Raw genomic sequence first — 18,673 nt, forward strand, 5'->3', positions numbered from 1 at the left:
TGATCACTCATGGAACAGTCAAAGGGAAAAATTGGGATAAAGGAATTTATCGCTTTAACGATATTAATGACTGGAACAAAATTAGCAGACGATACACCTGCCATTATCTATGAAGAATTACAGAATGCCGGTTGGATAGCCCCCCTTATCGTTGGGGCTTTATCCATTATCCCTATTGCCCTTTTGATCAGAGTCGTAACAAGTTACCAAGATAAAGGTTTAATTCAAGTGATTGATCATTTATTTGGTAGATTTATTGGATTTCTCATCATTTTTATTTTATGGGGTATATCATTTTTTGCACTCATCATTGATACAGCGATTTATACGGATATTATCGGTACAATGTACTACTCACGAACACCAACAATCGCTATTTATGCTTTGCTAATGGCTGTATGTGCATACGGGGGTAAAAAAGGATTTGAACAAATAGGTTCCATTTCCTGGGCGGTACTCCCTTATATCAAAGTCTCTGTACTTATTGCATTAGTCTTATCCTTCTTTCAAGGCCAAACATCTTATCTATTTCCTATTTTAGGTCCAGGAGAATGGGAGGTAATTAAGGAGAGCTCTCTCAAATTATCCATTTTTGGTGATTTCATATTTATTTTTATTCTAGTTCCCTTTATTAAAAGTACAAAGGATTTTAATAGAGGGGTGTGGATTTCCTTATGTATTATCGTTGCCGAAGTTACGTTGGCAATGATGATCTATGTGGTCATGTTTGATTATCAATCCGTGATGATGCTTAATTACCCTTATCATGAATTAATCCGTACCGTACAATTGGGTTTTTTAACAAATATGGAAACATTCTTTTTTCCTTTTTGGCTTATTGCTTCTTTTGTTAGGTTTACTGTATATATGTACATCGCAGCCATGCTCTTTGGTAGATTATTTAAGATAAAGGAGTTTGAATATGCGATTCCTGCACTGGCAACTTTAGTTGTGTTTGTTGGGTCGATACCAGAGAGCCCTACTCAATCTATATTTGAAATTAGAGCAAGACTTATTGATGTATCAACTCCTATTTATATCATTTTACCGTTGCTTATATGGATTGTAGCAAAGTTTAAAGGAGATCTGAAACATGACAAAGCAAAAGAGTCTATTTAAAATGCTATGTTTACTTAGCTTTCTCCTCCTATTATTAAGTGGATGTTGGGATCAAAAAGAAGTTGAAAAAATGGCCTATGTTGTCGCAATAGGTCTGGATCAAGATGAGGAAGATGAGAATCGAGTGAAGATAACCTATTTAATTTCCAACCCTGAAGTGGGGTCCTTGGCTCAAGGCGGGGGTGCTGCTGGGGAGGAACCTCCTAGAGAAATAATTAGTTTTACTGCAGATGACTTTATTACTTCTAGAAATTTAGCAAATACGGTAGTTGCTAAGGAAATAACGTATGATTTATTACGTATCCTTGTCGTATCAGAGGACTTCGCTAAAAATAAAAAATTCTTACGTTGGCTTTACGATGCTACCAAAGAAAGAGAAATCCGAAGAGACATAAAGATCTTGGTTACTAAGGAACAAACAAGTTCGTTCATGATTGACAATCAACCATTACTTGAAACAAGACCCCATGAATATTTTGAAATGTTATTTAATCGAGGGAAAAAAGCTGGTATGGTTCCTAGTTCTGACTTATTAACCTTTTTCCGAATTACAGAAGCAGATGCTGATTTATTTGCTGCTGCCTATGGAACTGCACAACAAAATGACAATTCTAGTGGAAAAAATAAAGACCCAGAACAAGCTATAGCAGGTGAATTGCAATATGGCGGAGAAACGAATACAGTACAATATGCTGGTTCAGCTTTGTTTAAAGAAGGGATCATGATCGATACCCTCACAATAGAAGAAACAAGGCTAATGTTTCTATTACATCCCACCGAAAATCCTGTAGCTATTTTAACAAACCTACCAGACCCATTTAATGAAGAATATCAAATTGCAACTAGAATAAGACCAAATGGACAAGTAAAGTTTGATATGAATTTGAAAAAAGAAACCCCAAGTATAGATGTCACGGTTCCAGTAATCATTGAAGTACTAACGAATCATAGTGGTACAAATTTTGCGAAGGATAGCGAAAAACGAATCAAGTTAAAAGAATCATTTGAAGACAGAATAACGAAAAAATTTGAGGAATTAATTAAAAAAACTCAAGATGAATATGGAACAGAACCATTTGGCTGGTCATTAGTTGCCCGAAAAGAATTTTTAAGGATTTCCGATTGGGAATCATTTGATTGGATGAAAACCTATCCTGATATAGAAATAAATGTGTCTACAGAGGTCAGACTTGGAAACTTCGGTAGACAAGGTGAAATGTTAAACATTAAGGACGTGAGAGATTAAGATGACCATAATCATTTGGCTTGTTATTCTCATAGTTAATGCTTACACCATTGGTTTTTCTATCACCTTATGGAAGGGGGATAGCAAAGTAGGAGCAATTGCTATGTTTGTTGTTGCTGTAGCTATCGTTATTACGCCATTTTTCTCTGTGTTAAGGTAAAACGCTAGGCTCTCAGTGAGCCTAGCATTTATTCACTAATTTTTAATACTACTTTTCCAAATTGCTTATTTTGCTCAAGATATTCAAATGCTGCCTGTGCTTCATCTAATGAATAGGTTCGATCAACAACTGGATGTGAATCATTTTTTTCCATATGCTTTAGCATCTCACGTAACTCTTCTCTACTCCCCATGGTAGAGCCAAACAGTTGATATTGACCATAGAAAAAGGAACGTAGATCAAATGTAATCGTATCTTCCGTAGTTGCCCCAAACGTAACGATACGTCCTCCTTTTTTCAACACCTCTAAGGATCGATTGAAAGTTGCTCTACCAATACTCTCAATTACTAGATCAATCGTTTCATTTTTCAGCTCCTCGACCCAATCACTATTTGTATCGATTGCCTTATCTGCACCAATTTCTAATGCCTGTTCACGTTTATGTTTACTTCTAGATGTCACAATTACCTTCGCCCCTATGTTTTTAGCAAACATAATTACATATGTTGCAACTCCACTTCCTGCACCTGGTACAAAGACGGTATCCCCTGGCTTTATTTGGCCTTTAGTAAATAGTGCACGATAACCTGTTAAAGCGGGTAAGGCTAAAACGGCTGCCTCCTCCCATGAGAGGTATGCTGGCTTTCTTTCTACCTGTTCTGCTGATAATACAATTTTCTCAGCAAATGTACCATGGTCAGGCATTCCTAAAATATCAAAGCCTGCTGGCGGAGCATCACTATTTTCGTACCAACGTAAGGCAGGATTTATAATTACTTCTTCTCCAACTTGAAACGATATAACCCCGTCACCGATTGCCTCAATGATACCAGCCCCATCTGAACCTATAATCAACGCTTCTTCATTATCATCACGACGGTTCGGAATATAAAGATCACGTCGATTTAAACCGGCAAACCTTAAAGATACAACTACCTCTCCCTTTTTCGGAACCGGATCAGGCATTTCCTTTACTTTTAATTCTCCATATTCATGCACTAAGGCTTTCATGATTGTTTCATCCTCTCTACGAAATGCTGACTGAACTGATCTAATTGTTCCTTACTCGTTATATCATATGGAAATAATGGAATATAGATCATGTTCTGCTTGATAAACATGTCCTCAATCATTGCAGTATATTGCTTTTCATGTTCTTTCCTTTTTAAAAAGAATTCCCCATCCAATTGTTCAGGCAGCACTTTATTTACTATTAATGTTTTCACATGTAAATGATATTTATCAAGTAATTCGATTGCTTTTTTAGTTTCTAGGATTGGAAGGCGTTCTGGATTTAACACAAAAATAAAACCCGTCACCTTCGGATTAAGCATAACTTCACGAGCTTTAGAAAATCTCTTTTGCCTCTCATGCAATACATCATATATCGGATCTTCAATTGGTTCCCCATCATTTAACAATTGTGTGTAATTTTCATTGGTTTTCCTTCTTCGTTGAAGCAAGCCTTCAATCCAGATTCCCATTAATTCTGGTAATGACAGTAAACGAATCGTATGACCAGTTGGGGCCGTATCAAATATTAATTTATCGTAATGCTTACTTTCTTCTAAAATGATAGAGATAAGCTTATCAAATAAAGCAGCCTCATCCGCTCCAGGAGAAGCCTTGGCAGTATCCAACTGACGATGGACCTCTTCCATCATATGAGAGTGAACGACACCCTTTATATTTTCTTTTACCGTTTTTATATAATTTGATGTTTCAACATCGGGATCTATCTCTAATGCTGATAGATTGTCCGCAACTTTTTTTATCTTTCCACCGATATCCTGTCCAAAAATATCACCTAAATTATGGGCAGGATCAGTAGAGATTAGTAACGTATTACATCCAGATTGTGCCGCTCTCCATGCGATTGCTGCAGCTGATGTAGATTTTCCTACACCACCCTTTCCTCCCACAAAAATAATTTTTTTGTCTAATTCATCATGCATCATATCACACCTCATCATCTAGTAAGTTTTAAGTCTAGCAGCAACGGATGCCTGTTAATGGAGATTTTTCCATCCCCATACGTAAATGCCAATCATGAAATTTCTCAATCATATATGGATAAAGCTCTAATGTATAATAGTAAACCGGATTTGGAATGCCAATCATCTCGGAATACAGTAATAATAAAAATAAATCATCTTCATTACGTAGCTCTCGAGCAATTTCCTGTCGATGTGGCATGCTCAAAACCTCTTCATAATACTCTATAAGCTTTTTTACTTTATCAAGCATGTTCAACACCTCATTTATGTAATAGAGAAAGGGATCATGTATCTTTATGATCCCTTTCTCATGCTATTTCTTACATCGCATCTTTATTCTCATGATCTATAGGTGGATCAAATTTACCAGCCAATGCTTGGAAAGCCGTTAAAACAATCCAGGCAGCAAAGACAAAGATAATCGCACCTAATACAAATAATAGTGTGTTGGAGTCATTACCAAACCATGACCATTGGAAAACAACCTGCTGGAACATAGCCCATAATGTCATGAACATTAAGAATATCATTGGTATTAAGGTAACCGCATAGTTTCTGCCTAGTCGTTTTAACCAAATTGAGATTAATAATAAACTGATTCCAGCTAGTAATTGGTTAGAAGTTCCGAAAAGTGGCCATAGTAAATATCCACCTGAACCGAATCCTCTAGACCCCTCAGGTAACAACACTAATATTCCGCTGGAAATAACAGCTACTGAAGTTGCTACATGTGTTTTCGTTAGTGCAGGCATTTTGTACTCTACACCAAGCTCAGAAATAATATAACGCATTAAACGTACAGAAGTATCAAGAGTTGTCGCTGCAAAGCTTACAACGATAATAGATACGATGGTTGTTGCGATTTCCGGTGGAATAGCTAGACCTTGCGCAAGAACAGCTGCCCCCTCAACAAAATTTCCTAAACCAGATGCATTCGCATCTCCAAAGCTACTATAAACACCAACAAATGCTTCTTCACTATTAAATAAGGTTACAACAGCAATAATTGCCACTAATGCTAGAATACCTTCCCCAACTGCTCCACCATATCCAACAAAACGAGCATCTGTCTCTTTATCTAATTGTTTAGAAGAAGTACCAGAAGAAACCAACCCATGGAATCCAGATATCGCTCCACACGCAATCGTAATGAATAGAAGTGGGAACCAGGATACATCATTAGCACTTCCATTTATTGCTGGAGCTGTTACTTGAGGATTCGTAAACAATAATCCTAAGTATAGTATTAATAATCCAACAACCAATTGATGAGAATTAATAAAATCCCTTGGCTGCAATAATTTCCATACTGGTAATGTAGACGCAATGTACACATACACCATTAAAATAACAATCCAGATCAAGAAAGCAGATGAAACAGCTCCAAGTCCAAATAGGCCAGCTCCATCCTCCCCACCCATATACCTTACTAGATCAATTTGCAGGAAATCTACATTACTTGCAATAACAGCTGTCAGATACATTACCGCTAATGCAAGCAATGATGGAATGAGCATTTTAGCTTTTCGTTTGTACACAGCATATCCAATCCATATAGCTAATGGAATTTGAATAAATACTGGAAGGACACTTGCTGGATACGAGATAAATAGATTTGAAATTACCCAAGCGAACACCGCGTTAACCATTAGAACAAGAATAAGAATAATAAATAAAAACAAGATCTTTGCACGCTGACCAATTAATTTATGAGCCAACGTTCCTACTGATTGCCCCTTATTCCGTACAGATAATACCAATGTTCCAAAATCATGTACCCCAGCTGCAAATACCGTTCCTAATACAACCCATAGTAAGGCTGGTAACCAGCCCCAATATACCGCAACTGCTGGTCCAAGTATTGGCGCTGCCCCTGCAACAGATGTAAAATGGTGACCCCACAAGACAAATTTATTTGTAGGTACATAATCAACTCCATCTTTATACCGGTGTGCAGGAGTTACATAGTTTGGATCTAAACGAAAAATCTTTTCTGCAACAAATTTCGAATAAAATCGAAATCCTATTGCATAAACTACCAAACCGATTACTGCTATTAAAATACCATTCAACTTCTCTACCTCCCCTATTTTTGTGTGGATTTGCCACCTAAAAAACTAGAGTCAGTCTAAGATGTATTATGGACTAATCCTAATTAAACGCTATGTGAAAGCGTTTAACTTTAGTACATTTTTTATTGTAGACTAAATATTACAAAAAGTAAATATTTTTAATATTCATCGATTTTCTTGTTAGAAAACTTGGTATTCATCAAATCTTTATGGTGAATGCCTTAGTTGCACTTTTGCAGAATAGGAAAGTGTATAATTCTTTTCCCGCCAAGAAAATACTCTTCTACAGTACGTAGAAGAGTTAGATTCTACAATATTTTACTTAAAGAATGAATACTGCTACCACTGTCATAACAATTAAACCTACTATTACTGGGAAGAAGTTTTTCCGTACGAGATCCATTACTGAAACTCCACACAATCCAGCAATTGCAATTAAAGAAGACCAAGCTACGAGCGTTCCTCCACCAGTCCATATTGCCCCCATTTGTCCAATTGCTGCTAAAGTGGTGGCATCGATTGAAGCAGTTTCTAAAGATGATGCTAACGCACCTGTTAATGGAAGTCCTGAAAACCCTGAACCATCCAAGCCTGAAATAATTCCGATGATTAGCAGACTAAATGCTGCAAGCACTGCACTTTGAGGTAAAAAGCTTTGGGTTGCTTCTACTAAACCAAAAAGGAATGAAGGTCCCTCTTCTACCCCTAAAATATTCCCTGAAAAGTCGGTACTTCCTAAGAAAAAGAAACCTGCAATCGGAATAACTGGTCCCATTGCTTTAAACGCAAAGACAAAGCCGTCGGTAATATGATTGGTAATATAATCAAGTGCTTGATGTTTTCCAAACGCAATGGTTGAAAGTAATAATAAAATTACTGCTACACCGCCTACAAATGCAGCCCCGTCTCCACCTGCTAATCCATCACTACCAGAGTATAGCTTATTAAATAACATATAGACTACAACTGCAAGTAAAGATAAAGGAACTAATATCGCGAATATCTTACTCCACGTGGTTAGATGTTCAGTCTTCGGTTTATTAGTAGACCTTTCTTGAGTTTGTAACAATTGTAAATCAAGTTCATTTCTTTCATCATGTTTAGACCGGATTGTTTTTCGATACATCAGGTATGCAAGTAGTATTGCCACGCCACCAGCAATTAATGATAAAATTAATGCTTGATCGGCAACAGCTCCTGCATCAATTTCTGTTGTAGACGCAGATAAACTTGGAGCAACTTGAACAATGTAATCTGAGGATAGTGCCATCCCTTGCCCAGCAATTGCAATCGCAACCGCAGCAGTCATTGCAGGTAATCCAGCTCGAATTGCTGCTGGTACTAACAGCGCACAAATTAATGGCACTGCTGGCGTTGGCCAGAAGAACAAAGAAATAACATACGTAACCCCAATGAGTACGAAAAATGATACATGACCATTTACCATCATCTTTTGAATCGGTTGGATCATACGTACATCTGCTCCTAAGTCCTTTAAGGAATTAAGCAATGCCAACATGAAGGTAATGATTAAAAAGATACTAAACAATTCCTGAGCTGCAACTAAGTTGGCATTAAAAATTGCTGTAAACCCATCAATTAAACTTCCTTTATACACCCAAGCAATGATGAATGTTCCAAGTAATGTGGGTAATACGACCCCTTTACGAAAAATCATCGTCCCAATAATGATCAGTGTAAATAATCCATATAACCAATGGGAAACCGTTAGTTCCACATGTATCTTCCTTTCTAAGTTGACTGTGCTATAGCCTATGCATGACTATGTCAAGCGGTGAAAGGAAAATTAAAACCCCAAAGTCAACAGTAATTGCTGAGACTTTGAGGTTCATTCTTGTTGTAAATCTTCACGAACTAATTGAAATGATTCACTTTGTCCATTCCATATAACTTCAACTTCTATTGATTTTTCAGGATTATTAAAGACATCATCACTACCATGACTTAGGTTGAAAACGGTGTCTTGAGGTGATTCATCTTCATACGTACTCCTAGAACTCCTAGATCCTAGTTTTATTTCCAAATGTTCCACTGACTTTAAGTCATTTATATCTCCTTTATATTCAACAAAACTTTCATCCTCATGCCAATAATCCCGTTCCATCCTTCCGTCTAGTTCGAACATCACTTCTTCACCTTCTATTACATACTCTCCCCTCCAATGTTCACTCTCACCGACATATTTATAATCAAGTTTTTTATAATAGTCACCTTCTTCCTGTTCAACATTTTTTTCATGTTCATTCTGGCCCATTACAAGATTAGCTGCTACCACAAAAAATAATATCCCAAGGAGTCCGAATAAAAGTTTTTGTTGATTCATTCCTACACCTCCCTAACCTGCACACGATATTCCAATACTCTTCCCTCTCTATTATCAAAAGCAATACTACTCTTTATTTACTTGATGCATTTCATCTTTTAAATAAAAACGTCCAATCTCTTTATTTTTCAACGTAACTACAACATCAACATCCGTTGAATGACTTAAGAGGCGATCCTTATCTTCTTCGGAAATTTCTTGTTTTTCTGTATTAAGTTCATATGCTAGTGTATACCAACCACCACGAATTGTAGAAATCACAGGATTACCTTGATAACCACTTGTTTCGGTGAATAAGTTATATCTAAACATTTCGTCCATCACATCCTTCATTGTTTCCTGTGGCTCTAGATGAACTTTTACACCATTTTCATAGATCTTATCCTTTGGATCAAAACCTTTAATACTACCAAGTGGGTCATCCCACAAATTAGTTAGTCCAAGTTCATATCTTAGATAAATTGGTTGGATCTCTTCCTCTGTTACATCCTCTTCATTAATATCTTCACTGAACCATGGGTCGTACTTTTCTGCATGAATTCCCACTAAACCTATTTCAATCTGTAATACCTCTTCATCTCCCTTGGGAAGCAGTAATATATCTTCTTCAGCTATATTATCAGTTAATTTTTCACTATCATAGAACATAGAGAAAAGAATAAGTACACTAATCAAAATTACAGCAGAAATCCATCCTTTAGAGACGTTCTTTATCCTTTTACGCTGATTTTTATTAAATTCATCCGTTTTAGAGGACAATTTACCCATGGAATACCCCCTTCATGAACACATAAGATTTATATTGAAGATGAATTCGCTTCACTTGAACATTCCTGACAGAATAATTCTCCACTTTCGTGAACACCGTTCAAAAAACCATTTTCACAGTATACTTCTTTGCCACATTTCTCACATTCCCCAACTAATTCACGCATTAATAAACACTCCTTTTTCCACAGTATAGAATAAATGACTAATTTATGAAATAGTCTGGAATAAAACTCGGCATTCACCAAGCCTTTATGATGAATGCCTTAGTAGCAATTATGTAGGATAAGAAAATTTCTTACCCTACCAAAAGAAAAAGATAGCCTCTTGAGAAGCTATCCTTTTGTGAGCGGAATTGTTTTTATGCTGCCGTACTTAGTAAGGCTTTTGGTTGCTTATTAAATAAGAAGAAGACAACAACCGTACATAAAATGATTGACGGCACAATGTAAGAGATATTATAAATTAATGAATATACCCAGATGTTTGTAAATTCTGGTGGCATATACTCTGCAAAGAAAACAACTCCTGCAACAAAATGCGCAGCAAATCGTAACATAGAACCTATGATAATCCCAAATGTTATATATGTTAGATAGGTTTTCGTTTGCCCTTCTTTAAGAGCTTCTTTAATTTGCTTAGCAAAGACACCAGCAAATCCTAATACGGTAAATGCTACAATATAATCTAGAAAACCTTGAACTGGGTGCATAATCCATGCGCCAAACGGAATTTGTAATGCTCCCCAAATAAGGCCCGCAAGCAGTCCACCTTTTATCCCCCAGCGGAATGCTACAATAAAGATTGGAATCATTGCAAATGAGATAGACCCACCTTGCGCCCAAATCTTAAACGATAATGGAATAATATCAAGTACTAAAGCTAAAGCAGCAAAAATGGCCACCTCAATTAAAAATAAAGTTTTTTTCGAATTCATGTAATTTCCTCCCCTTCATGTAATCTAAAAATCTAGTCTACTACTAGATTTTTAAACACAAAAAAAGCAATGCCGAGGGGAAGCTTCCTGATGGGGAATCCGCTCACATTGCTTTTAATCCATCAAAAAAGCCACCATCCCTACGCTAGTACTAACTAACAGGTTCAAAGGGTCAGAACATTACTCATGTTCACTCTCAGCCATTCGGCTCCCCCTGTAGGCTTTACATTCACTTTTTTTGCTACAAGTATTGTAACCTACTTTTCAGATATTTACAATGAAAGATTATTTGACCTTTTTCTAGCGCTTCTCTTTTGGAATTATCGACCTTGGCAACAAAGAAAACCCCCAATTCACCACAGAATTGGGGGATACTCTCAAATTATAAAGTTACAAATTCTTCAACGTCTTTTACACATAATGCAATTGCTTCTTCCCAGAAATTTGGTTTGGTTAGATCTACATTTAAGTGCTTCTTCGCTAAGTCTTCTACTTTCATACTACCAGTATCACGTAGTAATGCGATATAGTCATCTTCAAAGCTTCCACCTTTTTCAACTGCGTGCGCATAGATTCCTAGACTAAATAGGTAACCGAATGTATACGGGAAGTTATAGAAAGGTACCCCAGTGATATGGAAGTGCAATTTAGATGACCAGAAGTTTGGGTCATATTCACCTAGTGCATCACTATATGCTTCTTTTTGCGCTTCTATCATTAATTCATTCAAACGTTCAACAGAAACTAATCCTTGTTTACGCTCTTCATAAAAGCGAGTTTCAAATAAGAAGCGTGCGTGTATATTCATGAAGAATGCAACACTACGTCCAATTTTATCCTCAAGCAATGCTTGTTTTTCTTCTTTATTCTGAGCACTCTTAACAGATGCATCGGCAACGATCATTTCTGCAAATGTTGAAGCTGTTTCTGCAACATTCATTGCATAGCCTTGATTTAAACCATGGATATCGTTCATTACATGTTGGTGATATGCATGTCCTAATTCATGTGCTAATGTTGAAATATTAGAGGTAGTACCAGAGTAGGTCATAAACACACGAGTTTGTTCACTATCTGGAAAACTTGTACAGAATCCACCCGGTCGTTTACCAGGGCGATCTTCTGCTTCAATCCAACGTTTTTCAAACGCCATTTCAGCAAAGTCAGCCATTTTGGGACTGAATTCACGGAAGTGATCTACGATAAAGTTAGCACCTTCTGTATAACTAGATTTTTTCACAGATTTAGAAATTGGGGCATTCACATCATAAATACTTAGCTTATCTAAGCCTAACAATTCAGCTTTTTTATTTAAAAACTTTACAAAATGCTGCTTGTTATTAGAGATAGCTGTCCACATTGCATGTAATGTTTCTTCTTCCATACGGTTAATGGCTAATGGTTCTTTAAGTACATTTTCCCATCCTCTATGTTTATATGTCTGCAAACGGAATCCGGCTAAATGGTTCAATGTTTGTCCAAATAAATCTGCATGATCAGACCATGCCTTACTGATTTGTTCGAAGACATGTTTACGTACTTCTCGATCAGGATTACTCATTTTGTTGGCTGCTTGTCCAACAGAATAGGAATTAACTTGTCCATCTTCTTCAATTTCTACTGTCATATTTCCAACGATTGTTTCATACATTTGTCCCCATGCATGATATCCATCCACAGCTAAGTCATTAATTAATACCTCTTGGTCACCGGATAGTAACTCTTTTGCCTTATTTCTTGTTTCACTTAACACAAAAGATAATTCATGAAGACGTTCATCAGTAATTAATTCATCCCAAGCTTCATCATCAAGTTCTACAAGCTTTTGGTCAAAATTTGTTTTCACTGCATCCATTTCTGCCTTTAATGCACTACGTTTTCCGACTAATAAATTTGCTGCTCCGTCTTTTACATTTTGTGCACTTAAACAGCTAATAAAAGCAAAAGATTCACGTAACTTTTTCATTGTGCTTTCTAATTGCTTCGTTATATTCACTAATTTGGTAGTGCGTGTTTCGCTATTACCCGGATCAAAATCATCAACAGATGTACCAAGCTTCTTGATCTCATCTTGTACAGTACGTAAGTATGTTTGAAATTCTTTAGACTCACTTCCACCTGGGAAAATCACATCCAAATCCCATGTTTGGCTATATTCTTTCGTGCCTTGCATCTAATCTCTCCTTTTAAAAAAATCAGTATATTTTCTATAATAACAATTTCTTTATAATTTTTCACTACATTTATTTAGAAAATCGAAATATTTTTTAACTAATTTTTTCCAATTAGATGTTTGTAAAGTGTTTCGTTTTTGATTAAAATGCTTAATATTATGGTTAGCCGCTTTGCCCCGCTACGGAAATGCATTTCGCTTTCACAGTGACTGTAAGGAGCTTGACAGATGTCGCCCTTGTGCTGGAAGTGAAAGCAACTGCCCAAAGCGGAAATCACGTTGCTGTTACTTGGCCATTAACAATGTGTATTCTAAACCTTTTTTCTGCGTATTCGATATCTTTTGCGCATCTAACAAAATAAGAATCTGTTAAGTATTAAATGAAGCCGCGTTCCGTTCAATCCCCTTACCCTACAAACTTTTTGATGAAAGGTAGAAAACCTCTAAAAACAAAAAACATTTACTTGACTTCTCCTAATTATGAATATATACTAAGTAACATAAAGTAACTTACGTATTAAAAATTATATTTGGAGGGAAATACAATGACAAAAACAGTTTGGAATGTAGATGCAGCGCATAGTGAGTTAGGTTTTTCTGTAAAACATATGATGATCTCAAAAGTAAAAGGTACTTTTGAAAAATTTGATGCAGTAATTGAAGCTGATCTTGATGATTTAACTGATTCAAAAATTGAGGTTACTGTAGATTTAGATAGCATTAATACACGAAATGAAGATCGTGACAACCATTTAAAATCAGCTGATTTCTTTGATGCTGAAAATCATCCTAAAATGACATTTGTTGCTACAGATGTGAAGAAAAAATCTGATAACAATTTTGACCTAGTTGGAGACTTGACGATTCGTGGAACTACAAATTCTGTTACAGTAGATGTTACGCTAGAAGGTGTAAGTAAAGACCCAATGAGCGGAAACGAAGTTGCTGGATTCAGTGGTCAAGCCACAATTAATCGTAAAGACTTTGGTCTAACGTGGAATGTTGCTGTTGAAACTGGTGGAGTTCTAGTAGGAGAAGAAGTTAAAATCAACTTTGAAATTGAAGCACATAAACAAGCATAATGAAAAGGCGCATGGTAAGATGCGCCTTTTCTTATGATCTATAATTTCTATTACTATAGATTATCCACTCCGCTTCATCAACCATAAGAAATACGGAGCACCAATAATTGCTACTAATATTCCTGATGGAATTTCATTCGGTGCTAATAACGTACGACTTAAAACATCTGCTATTACTAGTAATAGTCCCCCTATTAACATGGTGACAGGAAGGAGCCGTTGATTTGATGGCCCTACTAATAGCCTTGCAAAATGCGGTGCAATTAAGCCAACAAATCCGATCGCACCAACAGCAGCAACACTAAATGAAGCTAATAATGTTGCTAATAATGCTAATTGAAATCTCGTAGACATTACAGATAAACCTAAACCCGTAGCAGCTTCGTCACCTAACGATAACGTGTCTAATCGGCGAATACGCATTAGTAGGATAGGGAAAAGAATAATTACTGGCCAAATTAAATACTGAGCTAGTTCAGACCATCCCCTTGCATAGGTTGTCCCTGATAGCCATGTAAGTGCTGATGCCACTCCCATATCCGCTTGTACAACTAATATTTGAATGATTGCTGATCCAAAAGCAGACACTCCAATACCTAGTAATGCTAAAATTGCTGGCTGAAATGCTGCTCGAATTGCTAAAAGCATTACAAAAATAAAAAATACAATTGACCCAATCATCGCTCCTACTGGAATCCAAATCGCTGAGACACCGACTACATACATTGTTAAAAGTGCTCCGACGCCTGCACCAGATGTTATTCCAATCACCGAAGGATCTGCAAGTGGATTTCGAAGCACTCCTTGAAAAATCAATCCACTAACAGCAAGGATCATCCCACTAAGTAAGGCTACTAATGCACGTGGTAATCGTAAATTTAACACCAGATTTTTCATAAATTCATTTTCACCAAATAATGCTTGCATCGTTACGATCGGTTCAAAACCATAATTTCCCGAAGCCATGCTAATAAGCAATGTAACAAAAATAACGAATAATAGTATTGGTACGACAACCTTTAGAGGTAGCCTCATCGTTGTTTTTCCAGCAATAATAGAAGCGTTTTCGGACCCATATTTATGCTTCTTCATACGTAATACCAAATAAATTAGCCACGGGGCTCCAATTAACGCTGTGATTGCACCAACTGGAAGTTCAGAAAATGATGGATCGATGATACGCGCCAAAATATCTGCAAGTAGTAAGACATTTGCTCCCCAAATAAAGGAAGCAACAAGTAAAGGAAAATGTTTTCGATATCCGATTAACTTAATAATATGCGGTGCTACTAATCCAACAAAACCAATCGGTCCAACTACACTAACGGTAACTGATGTTAATAAAACTGCAAGAATCACAGAAATGAATTTAATTCGGCTAACTTGTTGACCTAACGCTATTGCAACATCATCACCTAGTGTCAGCGTATCTAATTTATAAGACATAGCGAGTAACACAAAAAAACCTATAGTAACTATTGGCAATGAAAACTGTACACCGCTCCAATTGTTTTGTATAAGCGTACCAGATCCCCACAGAAACAATCCTGCCGTCTCATTTTCATAGAAGATTTGTAAGACACTTGTTAGTGATGAAAACAAGAAGGTTACAATCATTCCTGCTAATACCATCCGAACGGGAGAGGCATTATTTCCTCCAGATAAAATAAATACGAGTAGGAAGGTAGATATTCCACCTAAAAATGCAGCAACAATTCCATTCCCTATTAATGCGGTAGGGAATAATACAGTAGCACATACGACAGCAAAATAAGTACCAGAATGAATCCCAAGTGTACTTGCTGAAGCTAGTGGGTTTTTGGTTACAGTTTGTAAAACAACACCCGCAACAGCAAGTGCCCCTCCTGCAATAACTCCCATCATGGCCCTTGGTAAGCGTAAATATCTTACCGTATGATGTTCTAATATATCTTGAGGGTTGAAAATTGCCGCCAATATAGCATCAACTGGTATAGACACATTTCCTTGATTAATATGTATAAATATAAAAAGGCATAAAAGCGCGGTTCCACCACCAAAGGTAAGAACCGCTGTCAATATTTGATTAACTTTTGCATTCATTTAGATCACTCATTTACCATAGCATCGACTAATGTTTCTGTAAGTACTTTCGCTGATAATGTACCACCAAATGTCCACGTATCTCCTGGTAATTGATGTGTATTACCTTCTTGAACAAAGCTCAGATTTTCCCATACTGGATTTCCTTTTAGTTGATTTTCAAAGATATTGTCATCTTCTTGTACAATATATAGGAATTGAAGGTTTTCCTCTTGGAAATTTTGTAATGCTTCAACGTTTACTTCACTATAGCCGTATACTTCAACTGTATCAGATTCATACGCATTTTCAAACCCTAAATTATTCATTACTTGAGCTACCATGGAATTATCCGTAAAGAGTCGAATTACGGGTGTGTTTTGGGCAGAGTATGCCTGGGTTGCGATATATGTTGCGCCTTCTAAGTCTGCTTCTACAACACGTTCTTTTTGATCTTCCAAAAATTGTTCCAAGTCAGCTAACACGCTTTCAGCCTCTTCTTCCTGATCAACGATTGTAGCAACGGTTTGGAACTCATCAATCATATTTTGATAATGATCCTGAATCGCCTCTTCTCCATATGGAGCAAACGTAACGACAGGTGCTATATCTCCTAAACTATCTAAAAACTGTTCATGTCTAAAATCCACCGCAATAATTAAATCGGGGTTAAGTCTTGAAATTGCCTCCAAATTAGGTTCTTGACGTGTACCAACATCCTCTACACTTTCATCAAATTCTGCATCAATATTCACCCACTGATGAAAACCATCTAAATCAGCAACCCCTGCTGGTTGAATTCCTAAAGCAAGTAAGTGCTCTGCATACGACCATTCCAATACTACAATGTTTTCAGGTATTCCTGTGATCGTTTGTTCTCCTATTGCATCCTCAATGGTTACTGTACGATCTTGATCTGTATTTGTATCATTTGTTTCGTCATCCTCTGTGGTATCGTTTCCACCACATGCTACCAGTAATGTTAACGCAATCATAAACAATAGACTGATTAATTTTTTCATTTTCATTTCTCCTATCTAATGGTTGATGTTTGAATCCACTCCATGGATTCTGTAATTGGTGTTCTCTCTTTCCCTTTAGGTAATTTGTTCGGATAACCAACCTGAACAACTGCAACTAAACGTTGGTTATGAGGATTTAAACCAATATCACGTATGAATACTTCATCCCGTAATGTTTCCTTTGCAGTCCACATCGTTCCTATCCCTTTTTCCCAAGCTAATAATTGAAAATTTTGTATGAATGCACAGATAGCTGCATAATTCTCATCATCTATATAACCACCATCATCTTCCTTGTCCATATAAAAAAGAATATGGTGTGGAACAGAATTAAAAAAGCGATCATACGCTTTTCGAGCTTTCCTTAACTTCTCCTCATTCAACGTTTTTAACAAACCTAATCTTATGTAACTATCTACTACCTTTTCACCAAAAACAGATCGAGCCTCGTCCTCATATATTTTAAGTTTCCACGGCTCTTTCATATGATGATTTGGGGCGTAGGAAGCATGACTTAGCAGCTCTACTAATAAATCTCGTTCTACTTTCTTAGGTTTATAATCTAATATAGTTCTTCTACCCCTGATAATATCCACTAAATTAATTTCACTCACCTACTTAAATGATAATGAGAATCTTTATCATTTATATTATATACATATGATACATATGTCAATAAAAATTTTGTTGAATATCACACGCGATGTATCCTTATTCTGCTTTACTTTCGACGGATTCTGAAGAAAATACTCGAATAATAATTCTCCCTTCATTTGCTTTAGCACGTATTAAGATTGGATGGTTATATTCATTTTTAAATGTAAAGTCCGGCCCCCACCAGCTAACTGTTGCATCTTTACCAGGTGGAACATACGGCACATTTCTACTATGAGAATAACGCTCTAATATCGATATACCCTCTAAATCAACTGCATTAAATAACGTTGATGATACCTGACAAATACCACCTCCGATGTCCTCCGACAATTCACCCCTTACAATGACAGGAGCTCGTTTATAGCCTCTTTCTTTTGTCCGTTTCCCAACCACTTTATTAAATGAAAATTCTTCACCTGGAAAAACAACCGTATTATTAATTGCTTCTGCAGCAAGTTCAATGTTATGAGATCTTTCCTTATTACTTTTCTTAAAATAAGTCGTATAACTTCCCAATAAATGATTACGTATCTCAGATAACAACTCCCCATCTATCCTAGGATAAATCTTTTTTTGGGGTACACTTATTTGAAAAGACACATCTGAATAAAAAAAGTCATGAAACCGCTCATATAGCTTCCTCCGATCTAGAGCTAACCCTGGTTTTTCAGGAATGATTTCCTCTCGATCGTTAATATAAGCATTCTTCGGTTCTTGATATACTTGTTCTTCGATCCGTTTAAAAAGTATATCCAACTTATCCTGATCGATAAATAGAGGTTCTACCGTATCAATAGAAAAATGATCACGTACAATTGTTTCACTAACCTGTTCATCTTTTATGACTAAAGTATTGGCTGTTACCGTAGTTGTAGTTACATATAGGACCAAAAGTATGCAAATAAAAACTTTTTTCAACATATCAACACCTCCTCTTGTTAGTATTAATCCGATATGTAAAAGCATGTACAAAAGTATAAGAAAAAACGCTGGTAAAATCGTGGAATCGATTTTACCAGCGCTTAAAATATATT

At 36.5% G+C, this 18,673-nt stretch carries 18 protein-coding genes and 1 riboswitch; of the genes, 4 read left to right on the top strand and 14 right to left on the bottom strand.

Annotated features, from left to right (window positions below; genetic code table 11):
* Positions 1-9: 9 nt before the first annotated feature.
* Genes GMD78_RS18070 through GMD78_RS18080 form a run of 3 tightly spaced genes read left to right on the top strand, consistent with a single transcriptional unit; the run spans position 10 to position 2,525 of the window.
* Positions 10-1,119, top strand: coding sequence for a GerAB/ArcD/ProY family transporter (locus tag GMD78_RS18070; RefSeq protein WP_155670903.1), 1,110 nt, complete (start codon positions 10-12; stop codon positions 1,117-1,119).
* Positions 1,094-2,365 (top strand): Ger(x)C family spore germination protein, encoded by a 1,272-nt coding sequence (locus GMD78_RS18075; protein WP_155670905.1) that lies wholly within the window; start codon positions 1,094-1,096, stop codon positions 2,363-2,365. Before GMD78_RS18070 ends, GMD78_RS18075 begins: the two co-directional genes overlap by 26 nt.
* Before the next feature lies 1 nt (position 2,366).
* Positions 2,367-2,525 (top strand): hypothetical protein, encoded by a 159-nt coding sequence (locus tag GMD78_RS18080; RefSeq protein WP_155670908.1) that lies wholly within the window; start codon positions 2,367-2,369, stop codon positions 2,523-2,525.
* Positions 2,526-2,553: 28 nt separating this feature from the next.
* On the opposite strand, the gene GMD78_RS18085 is transcribed toward GMD78_RS18080, so the two are convergent.
* The 10 genes from GMD78_RS18085 to GMD78_RS18125 form a co-directional block, all read right to left on the bottom strand.
* The gene (locus GMD78_RS18085; RefSeq protein ID WP_155670910.1) at positions 2,554-3,537 is read right to left on the bottom strand and encodes a zinc-binding dehydrogenase; all 984 of its coding nucleotides are present in this window, start codon (positions 3,535-3,537) and stop codon (positions 2,554-2,556) included.
* Positions 3,534-4,484 (bottom strand): ArsA family ATPase, encoded by a 951-nt coding sequence (locus GMD78_RS18090; RefSeq protein WP_246187696.1) that lies wholly within the window; start codon positions 4,482-4,484, stop codon positions 3,534-3,536. Before GMD78_RS18090 ends, GMD78_RS18085 begins: the two co-directional genes overlap by 4 nt.
* A gap of 31 nt (positions 4,485-4,515) precedes the next feature.
* On the bottom strand, positions 4,516-4,773 hold the full coding sequence (locus tag GMD78_RS18095) for a cory-CC-star protein (protein ID WP_155670912.1): 258 nt from the start codon (positions 4,771-4,773) through the stop codon (positions 4,516-4,518).
* Positions 4,774-4,843: 70 nt separating this feature from the next.
* Positions 4,844-6,595 carry a carbon starvation CstA family protein gene (locus GMD78_RS18100; RefSeq protein ID WP_155670914.1) on the bottom strand — a complete coding sequence of 584 codons (1,752 nt, stop codon included), beginning with the start codon at positions 6,593-6,595 and terminating at the stop codon, positions 4,844-4,846.
* Positions 6,596-6,917: 322 nt separating this feature from the next.
* Complete coding sequence (locus tag GMD78_RS18105) at positions 6,918-8,333, bottom strand: hypothetical protein (protein ID WP_343042427.1); 1,416 nt, start codon at positions 8,331-8,333, stop codon at positions 6,918-6,920.
* A gap of 111 nt (positions 8,334-8,444) precedes the next feature.
* Positions 8,445-8,939, bottom strand: coding sequence for a hypothetical protein (locus tag GMD78_RS18110; RefSeq protein ID WP_155670916.1), 495 nt, complete (start codon positions 8,937-8,939; stop codon positions 8,445-8,447).
* Positions 8,940-9,005: 66 nt separating this feature from the next.
* Positions 9,006-9,707, bottom strand: coding sequence for a hypothetical protein (locus GMD78_RS18115; protein WP_155670918.1), 702 nt, complete (start codon positions 9,705-9,707; stop codon positions 9,006-9,008).
* A 29-nt stretch (positions 9,708-9,736) separates the two neighbouring features.
* Positions 9,737-9,874 carry a hypothetical protein gene (locus GMD78_RS21435; protein ID WP_196493860.1) on the bottom strand — a complete coding sequence of 46 codons (138 nt, stop codon included), beginning with the start codon at positions 9,872-9,874 and terminating at the stop codon, positions 9,737-9,739.
* A 194-nt stretch (positions 9,875-10,068) separates the two neighbouring features.
* Positions 10,069-10,644 (bottom strand): energy-coupled thiamine transporter ThiT, encoded by a 576-nt coding sequence (gene thiT, locus GMD78_RS18120; RefSeq protein ID WP_155670920.1) that lies wholly within the window; start codon positions 10,642-10,644, stop codon positions 10,069-10,071.
* A gap of 120 nt (positions 10,645-10,764) precedes the next feature.
* Positions 10,765-10,869: riboswitch (TPP riboswitch) on the bottom strand.
* 157 nt (positions 10,870-11,026) lie between these two features.
* On the bottom strand, positions 11,027-12,817 hold the full coding sequence (locus GMD78_RS18125) for a M3 family oligoendopeptidase (RefSeq protein ID WP_155670922.1): 1,791 nt from the start codon (positions 12,815-12,817) through the stop codon (positions 11,027-11,029).
* 545 nt (positions 12,818-13,362) lie between these two features.
* Here GMD78_RS18125 and GMD78_RS18130 point away from each other — a divergent pair.
* Positions 13,363-13,899 (top strand): YceI family protein, encoded by a 537-nt coding sequence (locus GMD78_RS18130; protein WP_155670924.1) that lies wholly within the window; start codon positions 13,363-13,365, stop codon positions 13,897-13,899.
* A gap of 60 nt (positions 13,900-13,959) precedes the next feature.
* Here the strand turns inward: GMD78_RS18130 and GMD78_RS18135 are convergent, their stop codons facing one another.
* The 4 genes from GMD78_RS18135 to GMD78_RS18150 all read right to left on the bottom strand — a co-directional run bounded on the left by GMD78_RS18135 (position 13,960) and on the right by GMD78_RS18150 (position 18,560).
* A complete protein-coding gene (locus GMD78_RS18135; RefSeq protein WP_155670926.1) occupies positions 13,960-15,981 on the bottom strand; it encodes an iron ABC transporter permease in 2,022 nt (673 codons plus the stop codon).
* A 5-nt stretch (positions 15,982-15,986) separates the two neighbouring features.
* A complete protein-coding gene (locus GMD78_RS18140; RefSeq protein WP_155670928.1) occupies positions 15,987-16,982 on the bottom strand; it encodes an ABC transporter substrate-binding protein in 996 nt (331 codons plus the stop codon).
* Between the two features lie 11 nt (positions 16,983-16,993).
* A complete protein-coding gene (locus GMD78_RS18145) occupies positions 16,994-17,578 on the bottom strand; it encodes a nitroreductase family protein (RefSeq protein WP_196493861.1) in 585 nt (194 codons plus the stop codon).
* Positions 17,579-17,693: 115 nt separating this feature from the next.
* Positions 17,694-18,560 (bottom strand): VanW family protein, encoded by an 867-nt coding sequence (locus GMD78_RS18150; RefSeq protein ID WP_155670932.1) that lies wholly within the window; start codon positions 18,558-18,560, stop codon positions 17,694-17,696.
* Positions 18,561-18,673 lie beyond the last annotated feature (113 nt).

The organism is Ornithinibacillus caprae, from assembly GCF_009728145.1.
Taxonomy (GTDB): Bacteria; Bacillota; Bacilli; order Bacillales; family Amphibacillaceae; genus Ornithinibacillus; species Ornithinibacillus caprae.